The 15056-nt window shown below is 37.1% G+C and carries 16 protein-coding genes and 1 pseudogene; 5 read left to right on the top strand and 12 right to left on the bottom strand.

The features are described 5' to 3' along the window. Positions 1-37 precede the first annotated feature (37 nt). Entirely contained in the window at positions 38-1285 is a 1248-nt protein-coding gene (locus ACIQXP_RS19980; protein WP_387507189.1) for a glutamate-5-semialdehyde dehydrogenase, read from the top strand. 236 nt (positions 1286-1521) lie between these two features. On the opposite strand, the gene ACIQXP_RS19975 is transcribed toward ACIQXP_RS19980, so the two are convergent. Both ACIQXP_RS19975 and ACIQXP_RS19970 read right to left on the bottom strand, forming a co-directional pair. Further along, entirely contained in the window at positions 1522-2904 is a 1383-nt protein-coding gene (locus ACIQXP_RS19975) for an MBL fold metallo-hydrolase RNA specificity domain-containing protein (RefSeq protein WP_387507186.1), read from the bottom strand. Positions 2905-3096: 192 nt separating this feature from the next. Continuing rightward, positions 3097-3447: a hypothetical protein gene (locus ACIQXP_RS19970; RefSeq protein ID WP_293745019.1), complete on the bottom strand. Its 351-nt coding sequence runs from the start codon at positions 3445-3447 to the stop codon at positions 3097-3099. Positions 3448-3541: 94 nt separating this feature from the next. Between ACIQXP_RS19970 and ACIQXP_RS19965 the strand changes: the two genes are divergently transcribed. Beyond that, complete coding sequence (locus ACIQXP_RS19965) at positions 3542-3796, top strand: hypothetical protein (protein WP_293745020.1); 255 nt, start codon at positions 3542-3544, stop codon at positions 3794-3796. A gap of 53 nt (positions 3797-3849) precedes the next feature. Here the strand turns inward: ACIQXP_RS19965 and ACIQXP_RS19960 are convergent, their stop codons facing one another. From ACIQXP_RS19960 to ACIQXP_RS19930, 7 genes and pseudogenes are all read right to left on the bottom strand, one after another. Next, positions 3850-4530, bottom strand: a complete 681-nt coding sequence (locus ACIQXP_RS19960) for a type 1 glutamine amidotransferase domain-containing protein (protein ID WP_387507183.1) — start codon at positions 4528-4530, stop codon at positions 3850-3852. A gap of 85 nt (positions 4531-4615) precedes the next feature. Further along, the gene (locus ACIQXP_RS19955) at positions 4616-5185 is read right to left on the bottom strand and encodes a Crp/Fnr family transcriptional regulator (RefSeq protein ID WP_387507181.1); all 570 of its coding nucleotides are present in this window, start codon (positions 5183-5185) and stop codon (positions 4616-4618) included. A gap of 110 nt (positions 5186-5295) precedes the next feature. After that, positions 5296-5670 carry a hypothetical protein gene (locus tag ACIQXP_RS19950; protein WP_293745023.1) on the bottom strand — a complete coding sequence of 125 codons (375 nt, stop codon included), beginning with the start codon at positions 5668-5670 and terminating at the stop codon, positions 5296-5298. A 287-nt stretch (positions 5671-5957) separates the two neighbouring features. Beyond that, entirely contained in the window at positions 5958-6614 is a 657-nt protein-coding gene (locus tag ACIQXP_RS19945; RefSeq protein WP_387507178.1) for a SanA/YdcF family protein, read from the bottom strand. A gap of 10 nt (positions 6615-6624) precedes the next feature. Beyond that, positions 6625-6990: an XAC2610-related protein gene (locus tag ACIQXP_RS19940; RefSeq protein ID WP_387507284.1), complete on the bottom strand. Its 366-nt coding sequence runs from the start codon at positions 6988-6990 to the stop codon at positions 6625-6627. A 290-nt stretch (positions 6991-7280) separates the two neighbouring features. Continuing rightward, complete coding sequence (locus ACIQXP_RS19935) at positions 7281-8000, bottom strand: hypothetical protein (RefSeq protein WP_293745026.1); 720 nt, start codon at positions 7998-8000, stop codon at positions 7281-7283. 129 nt (positions 8001-8129) lie between these two features. Then, positions 8130-8663: pseudogene (locus ACIQXP_RS19930) on the bottom strand (magnesium chelatase subunit ChlI family protein); the annotation flags it as partial. Here ACIQXP_RS19930 and ACIQXP_RS19925 point away from each other — a divergent pair. Next, positions 8663-9046: a helix-turn-helix domain-containing protein gene (locus ACIQXP_RS19925; RefSeq protein WP_387507281.1), complete on the top strand. Its 384-nt coding sequence runs from the start codon at positions 8663-8665 to the stop codon at positions 9044-9046. The pseudogene ACIQXP_RS19930 and the gene ACIQXP_RS19925 sit on opposite strands and share 1 nt — an antisense overlap. 61 nt (positions 9047-9107) lie before the next feature. On the opposite strand, the gene ACIQXP_RS19920 is transcribed toward ACIQXP_RS19925, so the two are convergent. Together ACIQXP_RS19920 and ACIQXP_RS19915 are read right to left on the bottom strand one after the other, a co-directional pair. After that, positions 9108-10544 (bottom strand): AAA family ATPase, encoded by a 1437-nt coding sequence (locus ACIQXP_RS19920; protein WP_387507176.1) that lies wholly within the window; start codon positions 10542-10544, stop codon positions 9108-9110. Next, positions 10537-12213 (bottom strand): ATP-dependent nuclease, encoded by a 1677-nt coding sequence (locus ACIQXP_RS19915; protein WP_387507174.1) that lies wholly within the window; start codon positions 12211-12213, stop codon positions 10537-10539. Before ACIQXP_RS19915 ends, ACIQXP_RS19920 begins: the two co-directional genes overlap by 8 nt. Before the next feature lie 147 nt (positions 12214-12360). On the opposite strand from ACIQXP_RS19915, the gene ACIQXP_RS19910 reads away from it, so the two are divergent. After that, positions 12361-12888, top strand: a complete 528-nt coding sequence (locus ACIQXP_RS19910) for a helix-turn-helix domain-containing protein (protein WP_387507171.1) — start codon at positions 12361-12363, stop codon at positions 12886-12888. A gap of 515 nt (positions 12889-13403) precedes the next feature. Beyond that, positions 13404-14300 (top strand): magnesium transporter CorA family protein, encoded by an 897-nt coding sequence (locus tag ACIQXP_RS19905; protein ID WP_387507168.1) that lies wholly within the window; start codon positions 13404-13406, stop codon positions 14298-14300. Here the strand turns inward: ACIQXP_RS19905 and ACIQXP_RS19900 are convergent. After that, entirely contained in the window at positions 14297-15004 is a 708-nt protein-coding gene (locus ACIQXP_RS19900) for a hypothetical protein (RefSeq protein WP_387507166.1), read from the bottom strand. The two genes, ACIQXP_RS19905 and ACIQXP_RS19900, sit on opposite strands and share 4 nt — an antisense overlap. Positions 15005-15056: the final 52 nt, after the last annotated feature.

The raw sequence follows: 15056 nt of genomic DNA, 5'->3' as shown, positions 1-15056 counted from the left end.
TGAAAACTCGGTGTTCTTTGTGGTAAAAAAGAAAAAAATGGATTACAAACAATACTTCGAAAAGGCCAAACAGGCAAGTCGTACCTTAATTAGCCTGGGGAAAGAAAAAACAGATGCCGTTTTAAAGGATCTTGCAGAGGCTTTAATAGCCAATACGGACGAAATTCTTACTGAAAACGCGAAAGATTTAGCTAAAATGCCCGTTGAAGACCCCAAATACGACAGACTAAAATTAAGTGCAGCACGTATTGCTGATATCTCAACTGACCTTAAAAATGTAGCAGGTTTAAACAGTCCGTTGGGTAAAGTACTATCTGATAAAATATTGGACAATCAGCTTCATATACAAAAAGTGAGTGTGCCTTTGGGCGTGGTGGGTGTAATTTATGAGGCTCGCCCCAACGTTACTGCTGATGTATTTTCGCTTTGTTTTAAAACCGGAAATGTTGCCGTATTAAAAGGCGGCAGTGACGCTGAGTTTTCTAATCTGGCCATAGCAAAGGTAATACATGAGGTATTGGATAACCATAAAATCAATCGTGATGTGTTAACCTTGTTGCCTGCAGAAAGGGCTGCAACCGAAGCGCTATTAAATGCAAGAGGCTTTGTTGATGTTCTGATTCCAAGAGGAAGTCAATCATTAATTAATTATGTCCGGGAAAACAGCAAAATCCCGGTTATTGAAACCGGAGCGGGAATAGTGCATACCTATTTTGACGAAACAGGTGATTTGGAGAAAGGTCAAGCGATTATTTTTAATGCTAAAACGAGAAGGGTAAGCGTTTGTAACTCATTAGACTGTGTGCTTGTTAACGAAAACAGGTTAAATGATGTATCCTCACTGTTATCTCCACTGGCAGATGGAAATGTGAAATTATTTGCAGATGAAAAAAGCTATGAAGCATTAAAGTTTACTTATCCATCAAACCTATTGAATAAGGCTATGCCTGAACATTTTGGAACGGAATTTTTGTCGTTAAAGCTAGCGGTTAAAGTGGTAAAGGATTTAGCAGAAGCATTGAACCACATTGCCGATTACAGCTCTAAGCACAGTGAAGCCATTATTTCCGAAAATGCGACTAATATCGCTCAATTTTTAAATGAAGTAGATGCCGCCGCAGTGTATGCCAATGCCTCTACAGGTTTTACCGATGGGGCTCAATTTGGTCTTGGCGCCGAAATTGGAATCAGCACGCAGAAACTTCATGCAAGGGGACCAATGGGTTTGGAAGAATTAACCAGTTATAAATGGGTAGTTCGGGGTAATGGACAAGTGAGGAAGTGAGGTTTGATGGAAGAGGGATGATGGAAAAGGATGAATAACCAATTTACAAGGACTAATAGCTACCGTCTGTATCATCGTCATTTCGAGCGGAGTGCAACGCAGCCGAGAAGCACGAGGTGCGCATCTAAGAATCTGCAACGATGGAAAGTAGTCATTAGATTTGTTGCCTTCGGTAAATGTTAAAGCAGTGGAACTAACTTAGAGATTCTTCGCTGCGCTCAGAATGACAACGTAGTTTATAACTCAAATACCTCTCCCCTTTCAGGCACTTCTACATTAAAACCATCTTCTTGTAATGCCAGCGATAAACTTTGCAGGCTTTTATCTTCGCCATGAACCAGGAACACCTTTTTGGGTTGGCCTGTTTGTTTAATCGTTTTAATTAAGTCGTTATGATCGCCGTGTCCACTGAGTAGATCTGTTTGGCGGATAGTGGCATAAACCATCATTTCGCGGTCTTTAATACGTACGATGGGCGCTCCGCTTAATAACTTATAGCCAAGCGTTCCTTTTGCGCAATAACCAATAAATAGAATGGTGCAATAATAGTTCTGAATGTTGTAATAAAGATGATCCTGGATCCTTCCACCCTCCAGCATGCCTGCTGAAGAAATAATGATGCAGGGATCGAAATAATTAGAAACATCTTTACTTTCCTTCATGGTTTGAACGTAAGCCAGGTGTTCAAACTCAAACTCATCACCCATGGTTTGGTAAAAATCTTTTGCCTCCTGGTTCACCAGGTTGTGGTGTTTACGATAAACCTCGGTAGCCTGGATGGCCATTGGGCTATCTACAAAGATTTGTATGGGCGGCAACAGTTTTTTAGTAAATATCTGGTTCAGGGCAAATACCAGCGATTGTGTACGCCCAATACTAAATGCCGGAATAATCAGCCTGCCAGGACTTTTGATGCAGGCTTCCGTAATTTCCTGAACCAGGCGTTCCTCCAGTGTTTGATCTTTGGTATGTATTCTACCTCCATAAGTCGCTTCACTTACAACATAATCTACCTTTGGCAAAGGCTCCGGATTAACCAATACCGGATAGTTCTCTCTGCCGATATCACCAGTAAAAGCAATTTTCTTTTCTATTCCCTCATCATTTATGGTTAAAACAGCGGCGGCAGCACCCAATAAATGACCAACCGGCACAAAGGTCAAAGTGATATCGCCGTTAATTTTGAAAGGTTTGTTAAAAGCAATGGTTACAAAACGATCGATGGTATCCATCACATGTTTGTGCAGGTACAGCGGTTTTGGTCCGCTAAAATTGCCACGTTTTGTACGCGGTTTCCTGCCGGCCTTTCTTAAAAAAAGTTCGACAGAATCGAACAATAGTATGGAAGTGAGATCGGCAGTTGGTGGTGTACAAAGCACCTGGCCCTCAAAGCCCATTCTAACCAATGTTGGTAAATTACCAGAATGATCGATGTGGGCATGGGTTAGAATTACCAGGTTTATAATGGCCGGATCAAAGGGGAATTGTTGGTTTTCTTCCTGATATGTTTCTTTCTCATAATCTAATCCGCAATCTATCAGTATTTTATAATGCCCGATTTCGAGCAGGTGCATACTACCGGTTACCTGTTGCGCTGCTCCCCAAAACGTTAACTTCATCTTCTTATCTATCGCGTAAAATCTTTAGCCGTAAAGTAGTACAAATGATGAGATTTTTAAACAATCATGCGTAATTTTTTAATTTCATTAGCACAGAGGTTGCGGAAAAAAGCCATAGTGCATACTAAATTAATCATAATTTCTTTACAACGTAAAATCAGAGCACTCTGCCTTTCCTGGATTTGAAATTATTTATAATTGATTAACTTCTCTGAATTTGAGGCTCTTTGATATTTCACCTTTTGCCTCTTCTGAAAAATCTCCCAAATCATCTGCCGTGATGATTTTTTCTACAAGCAGCGCAGTTATAGTGCCTAAAAACCATGAATTTCTAAGTCCGTCGTACCTTCTGGCGATGTGCTTGTCGAAATCTTTTACAGCAGTAAAAATTTTATAATAATCGTCTCTGTTGTCTTCAGGCTGTTGTGTTTTCCATTGGTCTAAAATTTCGGAGAATAGCTGCATTTCCTTTTTTAGTTCCCGTTGTAAAGCGACTTCGAATAATTTTCGGGCAACTTTGTTATCTGCTTTTGAAAAATCCATAGTTAACATTTATTAGGGTAAAGATAGTAAAGTCTGGCGTATGGCTAAGTTACCTCAACAAAAAGATTTTTATCTTTGTAAGAAAATATCCGCTATGCAAGAACCTTTTGATATAGAAATAGGGCCAATTAATTATTCCGTTTTTCCGGAAGGAAATGATTCTTATACCATTTTTAAAGAGGGAAAAGAATACATACAGATCCAAAAGGACACTTCATCTATCTGGTTAAAAATGGACTATAAAACCGAACTTCCAATTTTTGAGGAAGACGAAGAGGTTAATGCAATTGGGCAGGCCATTGAAAATTATATACCTGAACCTGAAGACGAGGAAGAAGACGGGTTATAATAAGGAATCCTCAACAGGGACGGGAAAAACCAATCTCTGTTGAGGATTTAAATTTAGGCAAGAAGCTTTAGTAATTCTTCTGCAACTTTTTCTGATGAGGCAGGGTTTTGGCCGGTAATCAATAAGCCATCAACTACAGCATAAGGGTTCCAGTCGGCTATCTTACTATAATTTCCACCATTTTTTATTAACATATCCTCTACCAGAAAAGGCACTACGTTTGTTAATTGTACAGCTTCTTCTTCGCTATTGGTAAACCCGGTTACATTTTTTCCTTTTACCATGTATTCGCCATTTACCTTTACATCTTTAAGCACTCCGGGCGCATGACATACAAAAGCAACAGGTTTGCCGGCAGAATAGAATTCGGTAATGAGCTGTTGTGAAGTTTTACTTTCTGCCAAATCCCAAAGCGGTCCGTGGCCACCAGGATAAAAAACGGCATCATAATCATCCATCTTGATATCAGCCAATGGAGTTGTATTTTTCAATTTGTCTAAGAGCACGGTGTCTTTGTCCATTCTTTTCGTTGTTTCGGTTTGAAAAGAAGGATCCTCACTTTTAGGGTCGATTGGTGGCTGACCACCTTTTGGAGAGGCCAATACAATATCAATGCCTTTATCGGCTAAAGCATAATATGGCGCTGCGAATTCTTCTGACCAAAAACCTGTTTTTAAACCTGTATTTCCTAATTCGTCGTGGCTTGTAAGCACGAATAAAACTTTCTTATTCATATGTTTTATGTTAAGTGTATTACAAAGTTAAAGCTGTTGGGTTTGGTAGCAAAGGATTTCAATCACAGATTTATTGTGCGCGAAATCACGTTTTTGAGGAAAGTCTGCTTAAGGTTTCTCTTGATATGCCTAAGTATGCAGCTATTATTGTTTTAGAAACTCTCTGCATCAATTGCGGATACTGGTGAGCAAGTTGTTCAAAGCGCTCTTTTGGGCTTGTGGTTAAAAGGGATAAAATTCTTTGCTGTAATGCTACATATCCTAGACTGTTTTTTACCCTGAAAAAATGTTCCATTTTATGGCTTTCGCGGCATAACAGATCCAGGTTTTCTTTGGTGATGGAGAGTAATTCGGAATTTTCCAGGCAGCTGATATTGGTAATCGATTTAACATTTCCATAAAAAGCCCTGAAATCAGAAAGCCACCAGTTTTCCATTGCAAACTGGATAATATATTCTTTACCATTTGCATCTGTAAATGTGGCCTTTAATAAACCTTTAACAACAAAATAAATGTGATTCACAAATTCGTCTTCCTGTATGAGGTACTGATGTTTCTTTAGCGTTTTAGGCTTGAAATGAGAAACAATATGTTCAAATTCCTGATCGGTAAGGGAAATAATTTCTTCGAGGTGTGTTTTTAATTCAAAACTCATGCTATAAATTTAGCGAAATTAAGCCTGAAAGTTGTTTTTTGCGTGTAGATCGAAATAAGCAGAAAAAATTAAGGCCCGATTATGAATCGAGCCTCAAATTAAATTCTTTATTATCTGGTACAATCTGCAGTCCAGAATTGGCTGTCTTTAGCTACCCTGATGGTGAGGTTACTGGCATCGATACTAATACCTGTTAAGCCTGAACCAATACTTACATAGCTGTTGTCGCCTTTCTTTTCGAATTTTACGCCCGTAATATCTGGAATGTTGTTACCAAAATAAAAATTATAGGTTTCGCCAACTTTACTTACGGTTACTTTTCCATCGCTGCTGGTAATTGTACTCTCTCCACTGCGGTATGATACTGAACCTTTGTACGTACCTACAAAGAAATCGCGATCTGCCGGATCGGTGTCTTTTTTACATGATACCATTACGGTTAATGCTATTAGAAGCATGCTGAAAATTTGAACTGTCTTTTTCATCTCTTTCACTTTTTTAATTTTAAATAGGTAATAATTGTAACAGTGCTATGACAATGACTATGCCAAAGAAAAATGTGATTGGTAAATGAGATGGATGATCAGCAAGTAGGTCTAATTAAAATTTATTAATAAGTTGTTGTTTTTTAGGTTCTTATAAATGAGTTTGATCTTTTAATCGGGCTATTTAATGATGCCTTTTAAAAAATATGCTGATTTGATTAAGTACCGGAACTGTTTGGTTTAAAAGAAATTTCAATTTAGGCGCTGATAAATAAATTTACTTTATACTATTGTTTAGTATAGTTTGATTGACCATTAATATTAACCGGTTCACCTAAAAAACGGGGCTTTCTGTCAATAATCAGATCAATAGCAGATTTTACTATAGCCAAATATTCTCTGAATGAAGCGTATTTGAAGCCTTGATATGTTCCTTGATCTGCAGCAAAGCCATAAGATTTTATTCCTAGCTTGTTGCCAATATTCACACACCTATTCAAATGATATTTTTGCGATACCAGAATGGCGGTATCTATTTTGAAAATAAATTTTGATCTGTAAAGCGTAGAGTAGCTATCAAAACCTGCATAGTCGAGATAAATTTTATTGGTATCAACACCATGTTCATAACAGTAAAGTTTCATTACAGTAAGTTCATCGTGCGCATCAGTACCGTTATCTCCTGAAAGCAGAATTTTATCAATTTTTTGATTGTTATAGAGTTTTATGCCAGCATCAAGCCTGTCTTTTAAATATTTACCGGGCTTGTTGTTGTTTATTCCTGCGCCGAAAATAATGGCTACCTTGGTTTTTGGTACGTTTTGCGCGTTGAAGTAAATTAATGGATCAGTTTGATGTTTGATTAACAAATTAATCCCCAATACTATGATAACGCTCAAAATAATGGCATATAACAGGAGTTTTATTATGTTTTTAATGTTCATTTTAGATGTACTAATTGCCTATCTTTTTGATCTGCTGTTTTGGATTATTATTCTTTAAAATTGTGGCAATCTTTTTATCCAGATCTAAATCTTCAGTATCGTCAAAGGGTTTGCCAATTTTATATGGTATGTGCTTTTTATTCAGTTTATACAACTGATAATAATTAGTACCTGTTAAACCATAACTCACAATCACTTTATATTTTTTGTTGTAGTTAGGGTTAACAATTTTGTTGAAATCTCCGACCTTGGTTAAGGTATGGTTTTTAGGATTAACAAGGTAAAGATTGTAAAAGGAATTTCCTCCCCTTCCACCTGTATCTTCAAAAATTAACAGATCTTTTATCCCGTCGTTGTTATAGTCTTCGTAAGTGATATTATTACTGATCTGGCGTAGAGCAAGATTTTCTTTCCAGAAAATTTTGTCGGCTTTTTTATCAATTTTACCAAAATAAATGATGGCATTGGAAGGCTCTTTTTAGGATTCTCCATCAACAATCAGATATTGTATAGCCATTACATAACGCTTATCTTTAAAAGGGTAAAGATATTGCCATGTGCCTTTTACATCTGTCTGATGGAATATTTTTTGTGCAAAGGAATGACCCGAAATAAAGATAAAACATACAAAAAATACTTTCTTCACGTTAAACATCTCAAAAAGATTTATATTTCTGCAAGTTTTTGAGCAAGTTCTTCCGTCATTTCATCAAGTATAAGCAATCTGCCCCAATTAAATTTCTTCCATACTGTTTTTGGTTTGTTAGTTTTGTCGCTAAACATATTGCCGCCAGAGGTTTCACTTTTTTTCCTGGTAGAGAAATTAACGCTGGTAGTGGTTTGTTCGCCTGAAGACCGGCTATAACTCTCCGCATCAAAGCCGATGAGTTCCATCTTTTGATTCTGGAACCTGAATGTATAATCAGCATTATTTACCCAGTAGGAGCCACAGCTTAGCCAATATTGATAACTTAAAGTGAGTGTACCGTTTTTGATGTTGATGGCACCCGTTTCTTCTAAAGGATCGGCGAGGCAGGTATTCTCTTCATTATTTTCTGTTGGGATAAAAATGGCGTTTTTGGATTGTAAGCTGTAGTTGCCGGATGTTTTAAAAAGCACCAAAAGCATACGGGGGTTCAAATTCAGTTTATCAATGCCCATCCCCTCGTTTTTGATGATATTTTCTGGATTCGTATTCTGGATAATGATGGCTTCATCAGGTAAATGATCTTTATTTAAATCACCTTTGGCACGATAAATTATTTTCCATCCTTTTGGAACAAATGCATTGGTATTAATGCCTGTTTTAGGAATTTGAGGATTGTTACTTTGAGCAAATAACTGAGCAGAAATTAATAATAGCAATAGGCCTGTAATATTTCTCATATAGCATAAAATTACCAATGGGCCAGAAAATAAGAAGGTAAATTTTTCATTTATATGGCATTTGCTGATCGATAAACTTAATCTTTATCAAGATAACGAGCAAATTAAAATGCTTTTTTGTGTAAAGCGTTATCCCGCCCAGCCATCTCTGTCCAAACTCCTGTAATTAATCGATTCGGCCAAATGTTCAAGTTCTATATTTTCACTGTCGGCTAGATCGGCAATGGTTCGTGCAACCTTTAAAATCCGGTCGTAGGCACGGGCCGATAACCCTAACCTCTCCATTGCTGTTTTTAATAAATGGGTTCCGGCTTCGCTGATCTGACATACTTTACGTACCATTTTAGGACTCATCTGGGCGTTGCAATGCAGGTCTTCTCTATCCGCAAAACGTAGATCCTGGATTTCCCTTGCTTTAATTACTCGTGTCCTGATGTGATTGCTTTTTTCTGTTTCGTGTGAGGAGGCAAGTTCGGTAAAATCAACAGGCGTTACTTCCACATGCAGGTCAATGCGGTCTAGGAGTGGTCCTGATATTTTACTCAGGTATTTTTGAACTACGCCGGGTGCACACACACAATCTTTCTCCGGGTGATTGTAAAAGCCACAAGGACATACATGCGTTGCCTTGTTTGCGTTTTGAGAAGCAACATAAAAAACCGATGCCTGCTAATTATCCGAATGAACCTTTAACTATAGGGGATCATATTCGGAAAAAAAGAATGGATATGAAGCTATTACAGAAAGATGTAGCAAGGATCATAAATGTAACCGAAGATTGTATTACACTTTGGGAGAAAAATCATTCTGCTCCCCAGATTAGCTATTTTCCACAAATTATCAAGTTTTTAGGTTACAGTCCTATTGAATTTGACGAGACAACCCTTGGCGGACAATTAAAGGCTTACAGATGGCGAAACGGTTTTAGCAACAAGAAGTTGGGGAAGCTTCTAAATGTTGATGGTTCGACGATTCTTGCTTGGGAAAATGAAACAAGTATTCCTAATCAGGAACATTTACTAAAACTTGAAGTTTTACTGACCTAAACGGATGTAATCTTTTCCTATATCCTGGGTTAGGGACGTTCCGAATTAGGTTTACTAATTCCTATATACTTTTCGGTGCTAATATTTTATTATTTGAAAATATCACTAGCTTTTTACAAGCTCTTGTCAACGCAACGTACAGATGTTTTGGACAATCAAATTGGTGAGCATTTAATATAATTACTGTGTCAAACTCTAAACCTTTTGTAAGAAGTGTAGTACCAATGCATTTTATATTTGTCTTCTTCCCGTATCTTCTGATTGTATTCCTGGTTTCAATCATAGCATTCAGGACGGTTGTTTTTTCTATATCAGCATATAGTAATGATTTGCACAAACAATTAAAAATTTCTTTCCGATAACACTTAAGCATTGGTAGCTTTGGTATTTCAAGCATTGCTTCCCTCAGTTTCTTAAAAGATGGATTAGTTTCATAATCATCAATTATCGACTTCAAGGGCTTAATCAACTCTTTTTCGTCTGGTTTTGTTTTAGATTTAAGTCCCTTATCATTGAACCATTTATCAAGCTCGGTTTTATTAAAAATCGCTATACAAATTTCTTTAATTACTAAAGCACTTTGGCCGGCAAGTATATTATCAAATTTACCTGCCAACTTGTAAAAGTCTTTGTCATCAATCGATTCGAGTAATGTAAATCTGTTCTTGAATTTTTTAATAAGGGAGAGCCTAGGATTTATACTTGTTGTATTGGGATGTATGATTAGTAGGCTATTATCATTTAGAAAAAAATTCACCTTTCTATAATACTCACTTGTTGGGTCGTTTATATCTTCTTCCTTAAAGCAATGGCTTTCTATAGCTGCATATAAGCTTAGGTTTATAGGGTTTCCTAAAAGAAGTTCAGTGCGGATGGCCTTCAATGCTTCTCCAAGGTTTTCATTATTTCCTCTTAGCCACCGCTGAGGTTGCTGAAGCTCATACTTGTTTGCGGAAAAACCCTCCATTTGGGTATTATTACCCATGTCTACCAATAAGTCCAATGGATCAAACTGAAAGATTCCTTGAAGAGGATCTCCTAGAAAGCGTGTTGGAAATAATGAGGAGATTAGCAATATTAGATTGTGCTGATTTGAGCTGCAATCCTGATATTCATCAACAAAAAGGCTTGAATAGCTTCTTAAAAGTATTTTTTGGATGGGTTTAAGACTAAAATAATAAAGTGCCTTTTTAAGAATAAAGCCAAAATAAGCTTTGTCTCCTAATTCAGGTATATCCTCCCCGTTGTAAAACGAAAGGACATATCGTTGAGCGAAGCCTGAGATAGTTTCAACATGAAAACATTTTGATGGTATATTCTCTTTTTTTAATTTCTCCTTTATTGATGCAATTCCCGCGTGCGTATGTGTAAGTATTAAATGCTTGCCATTTGACTTTAAGGCATTCATTGAGGCAGCAATGGAATGCGTCTTCCCATAACCAGCTGGGGCAATAAGCATAGTTTTATCGTGAGATACAAAACGATCAATATCAAGCATTATCTATCCATTTATTTAATGCCTCAATTTGAGAATGAAGTTTGTTTCCTTTAATGGATTCCATATGCCTACAACATACCTCTCCTATATATTCTCCATGATCTGTTCTTTTAAACCAATCTTTGTCCTTTTCGGTTGAGGCTTTACTTAGTGCTTGCCTTATTTCTGGCGTATCAATAGTTAATGAATTTTCATTAAATGGTGTAGAGTGATGTTTTGAAACCTGTGCTTTAATATGCCCTAAATCCTTAAAGGTCATTCTGTATTTAATCAACTCCTCAATTCCAGCCCAAGTGAGGTCAAAAAACATTTGTGCTTCAATAGAATTATTTACATCTGTGTCAATTATTAATATCCCCTTTTCTCTAAGGGAAGCTTTTTTATCGTTAATAGCTGTAACATCTGAGTCACAGAATACACACACATCATAGCCAGCAGTTTTAAAACCTTCGGCATATTCAACCTGTGTTGATCCCATTCCATTTGCAAAGCGAATTCCTTTGAGTGTAATATTATCCTTTCCAAGACCAATTCGGAATTTATTTATACCCCGACAGAAACCGACTTCTGTTGACCCTTCGCATACAATAATCCTTTCGGCAAAAAAAGCTTCTGGATTACTTCTTAAACAGGCTTGTAGCTCTGAGGTAAAAGGAAACAATGCAGTTTCACTTTTTTTCATCCGAAATAAATTATGAGCTTCAAGCTCAACAAGTACATCTCTTGAGTGTGTAGTTATGAATATTTGCCCAGAATTGTTGTTCTTTAAAATATTTGCAAGGTGCTGAGCTCTGTCCGGTTCCAATCCCTGTTCTATTTCATCAATCAAAAGGATGCCGCCCGATTTTGCCAATTCAGTTTGGATTGAAATTGAAATTAATCTTTTGGATCCTTTTCCTTTTAGTCTAAAAGGTATATTACCATCATGGAGAGACACTTTTCCATCCTTAATGTTTAATTCTTTTGCGTCAATTGTTGTAGTCGTGCCTGAGATATCCGATCCTAACTGTGCCGCCGAAACCTTTATTTTATTTACTGTCTCGTCTAGATAATTGAAGCCATTTGAGCCGTCAATTTGATCTTTGGCCTTACGCATCTCATTAATTATTACGTTTGCACTATCAACTTGAGTTTCGCTTTGCTGAAGGAGTGCATATAAAGGGTTTCCTTTGCTCCATGAGAAATGGCGGTCAATGTAATCTGACACTAAGAAAACATTTAAACTGGCTCTGTCAGAACTTTTTATTTCAATTGGCTCCTGTCGATTTGAAAGCACCTCCCACAAAGGCTCAAGATCTTTTGTGACTGTTAGGCGTATTGTTAGCACATCATCATGGCCTTCTTGAACATCATCATGAATGACATTTGTTTTCGGGTCCAAGCCTCTTAAATACATTCCATATTTATTGTCTTGAAGAAGATATTCAGGAGGTTCAATTACTGAAGCCTCTATTACAATCGGATTTTCTACTTCACAATTAAAAAAGTCTGTATCGAAAAAAGCAAGATTCCAGTTTGGTGAAAGAACGAACGATATCGCATCTAAAATTGAAGTTTTCCCTGAATCTCCTCTACCTATAAGACAAATAAAATTCTCTTTTCCAAAAGTTTGCTCAAATTGCTTAATGCCCCTAAAATTAGAAATTTTTAAACTGTGAATTTTTGCCATTATAAAAGAACTGAGGATTAGTAAGGATTTTTATCTAAATTAAACAAAATTGATGAACCCCTTAACTTTCCAATTAATTATATTGATAAGTAAGTATCCCATCTTCAGAGAATACATAACCACTTGATATATAGAAAAACAACCTAGATGGGGAAAGCCACAGGAAGTTCCCAATTCCCCGGTTGCTTAAGGCTCAGTAAGCAATCTTTCGGCATTCCTGCGTTGCCTTGTTTGCGTTTTGAAAGGCAAACCGGAAAGCCAATTCCTATTTTCTATCCTGAAAATCCAGTATCGATAGGTGATCATATAAGAAAGAAAAGAATGGAACTAAAGCTATTTCAAAAAGACGTGGCAAGGATTTGTGGAGTTACTGAAGACTGTATTGCAAATTGGGAAAAAAATAGGAGTATTCCTCAAATTCAGTTTTTTCCGCATATTATTAGATTTTTGGGATACTTACCTTTTGAGGTTGATTTGACTACTCTTTCAGGAAAGCTGAAAGCACATAGGCACATCTATGGTCTTAGCCAAAAGCAATTGGGAAAAACTCTTGGAGTTGATGGGAGTACAATTTGTAGCTGGGAATTGGGAGAAAATAAACCGAATAAGGAAGTTTTTGAAAAACTTGAAGCAATCTTTAAAGGAATGGGCGAGCTTAAACCGGCAAGTTTTTAATCATTGAAAGGATATTTTTTTCATATACAATATTAGGAATTGTGTCTGTCTGCTTCGCGAAAAAAACTGATGAAGTTAGCGTGTTTCTTTGCTATAATTATTATGTAATGCTTGCAGGTATTTGTGGAGGAATGATATATCGTATTCTTCATGCATAATTTACGCTGATCAAATTTCAGGCACTTTTTATTCTGAGTACAAACATAAGTTTATGTATAACTCACAGCCTTTATACGAAGACGCATCATATGTCAAAGGGCTTGAAGTATACGAATCGTGGTGCTTCACCTGTGACCCAGTATAGACTGTCGGATAATGCTCGGCATGCGTCAGGGAGCAAAAAAATGATACTTCAGCAATAAGGAAGCCCTTTTGCTCTTCTTGGTCTTGATTGTACAAAAGAAGTTAGTGTTCGCATAATAGTCATTAAATTTGACACATAGTAGCTGAGATTGTTTTCCTCACTGTTTGTATTTATTTAACTCAATATTATTTAACATTTTTAAAAGCCAATCATGACTGAAAATGCCACACTTAAAGAAAATGGGTTTGAATGGATAGATCTTGTCAATCCTAATAGTGCCGAACTCATGAAGCTTGCAGAAAAGTATAAGCTGCATCCAGCTTTGGTCAATGACTGCATGCAGCCCGATCACCTGCCAAAATACGAACGAATGCAAGACTATGCTTTTATCATATTCAGGATACATATAGAAAATGACCTACCAGAAGCTGATAGTATCCAGGAGCTGACCAATAAGATTGCAATATTCGTTTCAGATAAATTTATCATTACCATTCATAGGCGTAAACAGGTTCTTTTTGACGGACTGATGGAGCAGATGAAGGAAAAAGGATGCAAGGATAGCAGAGAGTTATTGAACCTTTTGATCTTTGCCTGTCTGAATACCTATGAAAAGCCACTTGGCAAGCTCTCCAAATCTGTTGACTATTTTGAGGAGATCGTATTTTTAAGGCCAAAAAAAGTTCCTTTGCTAAAAGGACTTTATTACATCAAGCGAAAAATAGACCTGTTAAGACGGATGCTTATTCTTTCTTTTGAGATCATTGACTCGATTGATTCGGCAGAAGAGGGAAACGTAAATACAAGGGATACCAGGGACCAATATGTAAAGTTTCAAAATATGTTCGATGCACTTTCAGAAAACATTCATCAGTTGCTGAATATCTACTTTTCGGCTTCATCGCAACGTACCAATGATACCATGCGGATATTGACAATATTTTCTGTGTTTTTTATGCCCCTAACCTTCATCGTTGGTATTTATGGAATGAACTTTGACTTTATGCCAGAACTTGGATGGAAATTGGGCTATCCGGGTGTGATGGTGCTAATGGCGGTAGTAACCCTGTTGATCTACATCTGGTTCAGGAGAAAAAGATGGCTCTAGTTCAGGTTGATGCCGAATAGTAGGCCAAACCAGGGCTTTCCCTGATAGATCCAGTTCTTGTTGTTTTTGTCGAGAAGATAATCTGCACCAACAGCAAATCCTAGGTTAAATTTCTTGGCATCATAAATTCCCGCAAATCCGCCGTTGATTACAAAACCATCATATTCGTAATCAATCTGTTGTTCGGTTACAAAAGGGTTCATAGTTACCGAACCAATACCTATGAAACCACCGTAGCCGTAACCAACACCGCTAACCTTGAACTTCTTGGAGCCTTTGGAACTGATACGATAGCTGTCCCTTCTTCGGCCCAGATAAACGGCAGCACTAAAATTTGGGTTCAGCTGTTGCGGAAACCCCTTTACCGATGGACGGATCTTAAATGGTATGGTCAATATATCCACATCAAAAGTATATCTATAAAACTTTAGGTTTTCTATGGAGGACATGTTTATTTCCAGGGGCCTAAACTTTTCGGAAACAGGTTTAAGGTTTAGGATACCATCCGATTCCTCGACTTCGATCTTGATGCGCTTTTCTGATGGGAGCTGTTTTGCACCGCTGTCCAGTATTGTATATTCCTTTGAGGAAACAGTGTAGATATCCGAAGGAATCTCAGTTACAGTCTGCACGCTTTTACAGCTGAAAAAACATATGCCGGCTACTAAAATGGCCGACATGTAATGAAATCCTTTCCTCATCATTATTTTCTATTTGGTATTTAACGTCAGTGTAATTGTCTACAAATAAATGCAA

The organism is Pedobacter suwonensis (assembly GCF_044762335.1).
In the GTDB taxonomy this organism is placed as follows: Bacteria; Bacteroidota; Bacteroidia; order Sphingobacteriales; family Sphingobacteriaceae; genus Pedobacter.
The sequence above is the reverse complement of the archived record's forward strand: the minus strand, read 5'-3'. Positions and strand labels throughout refer to the sequence as shown.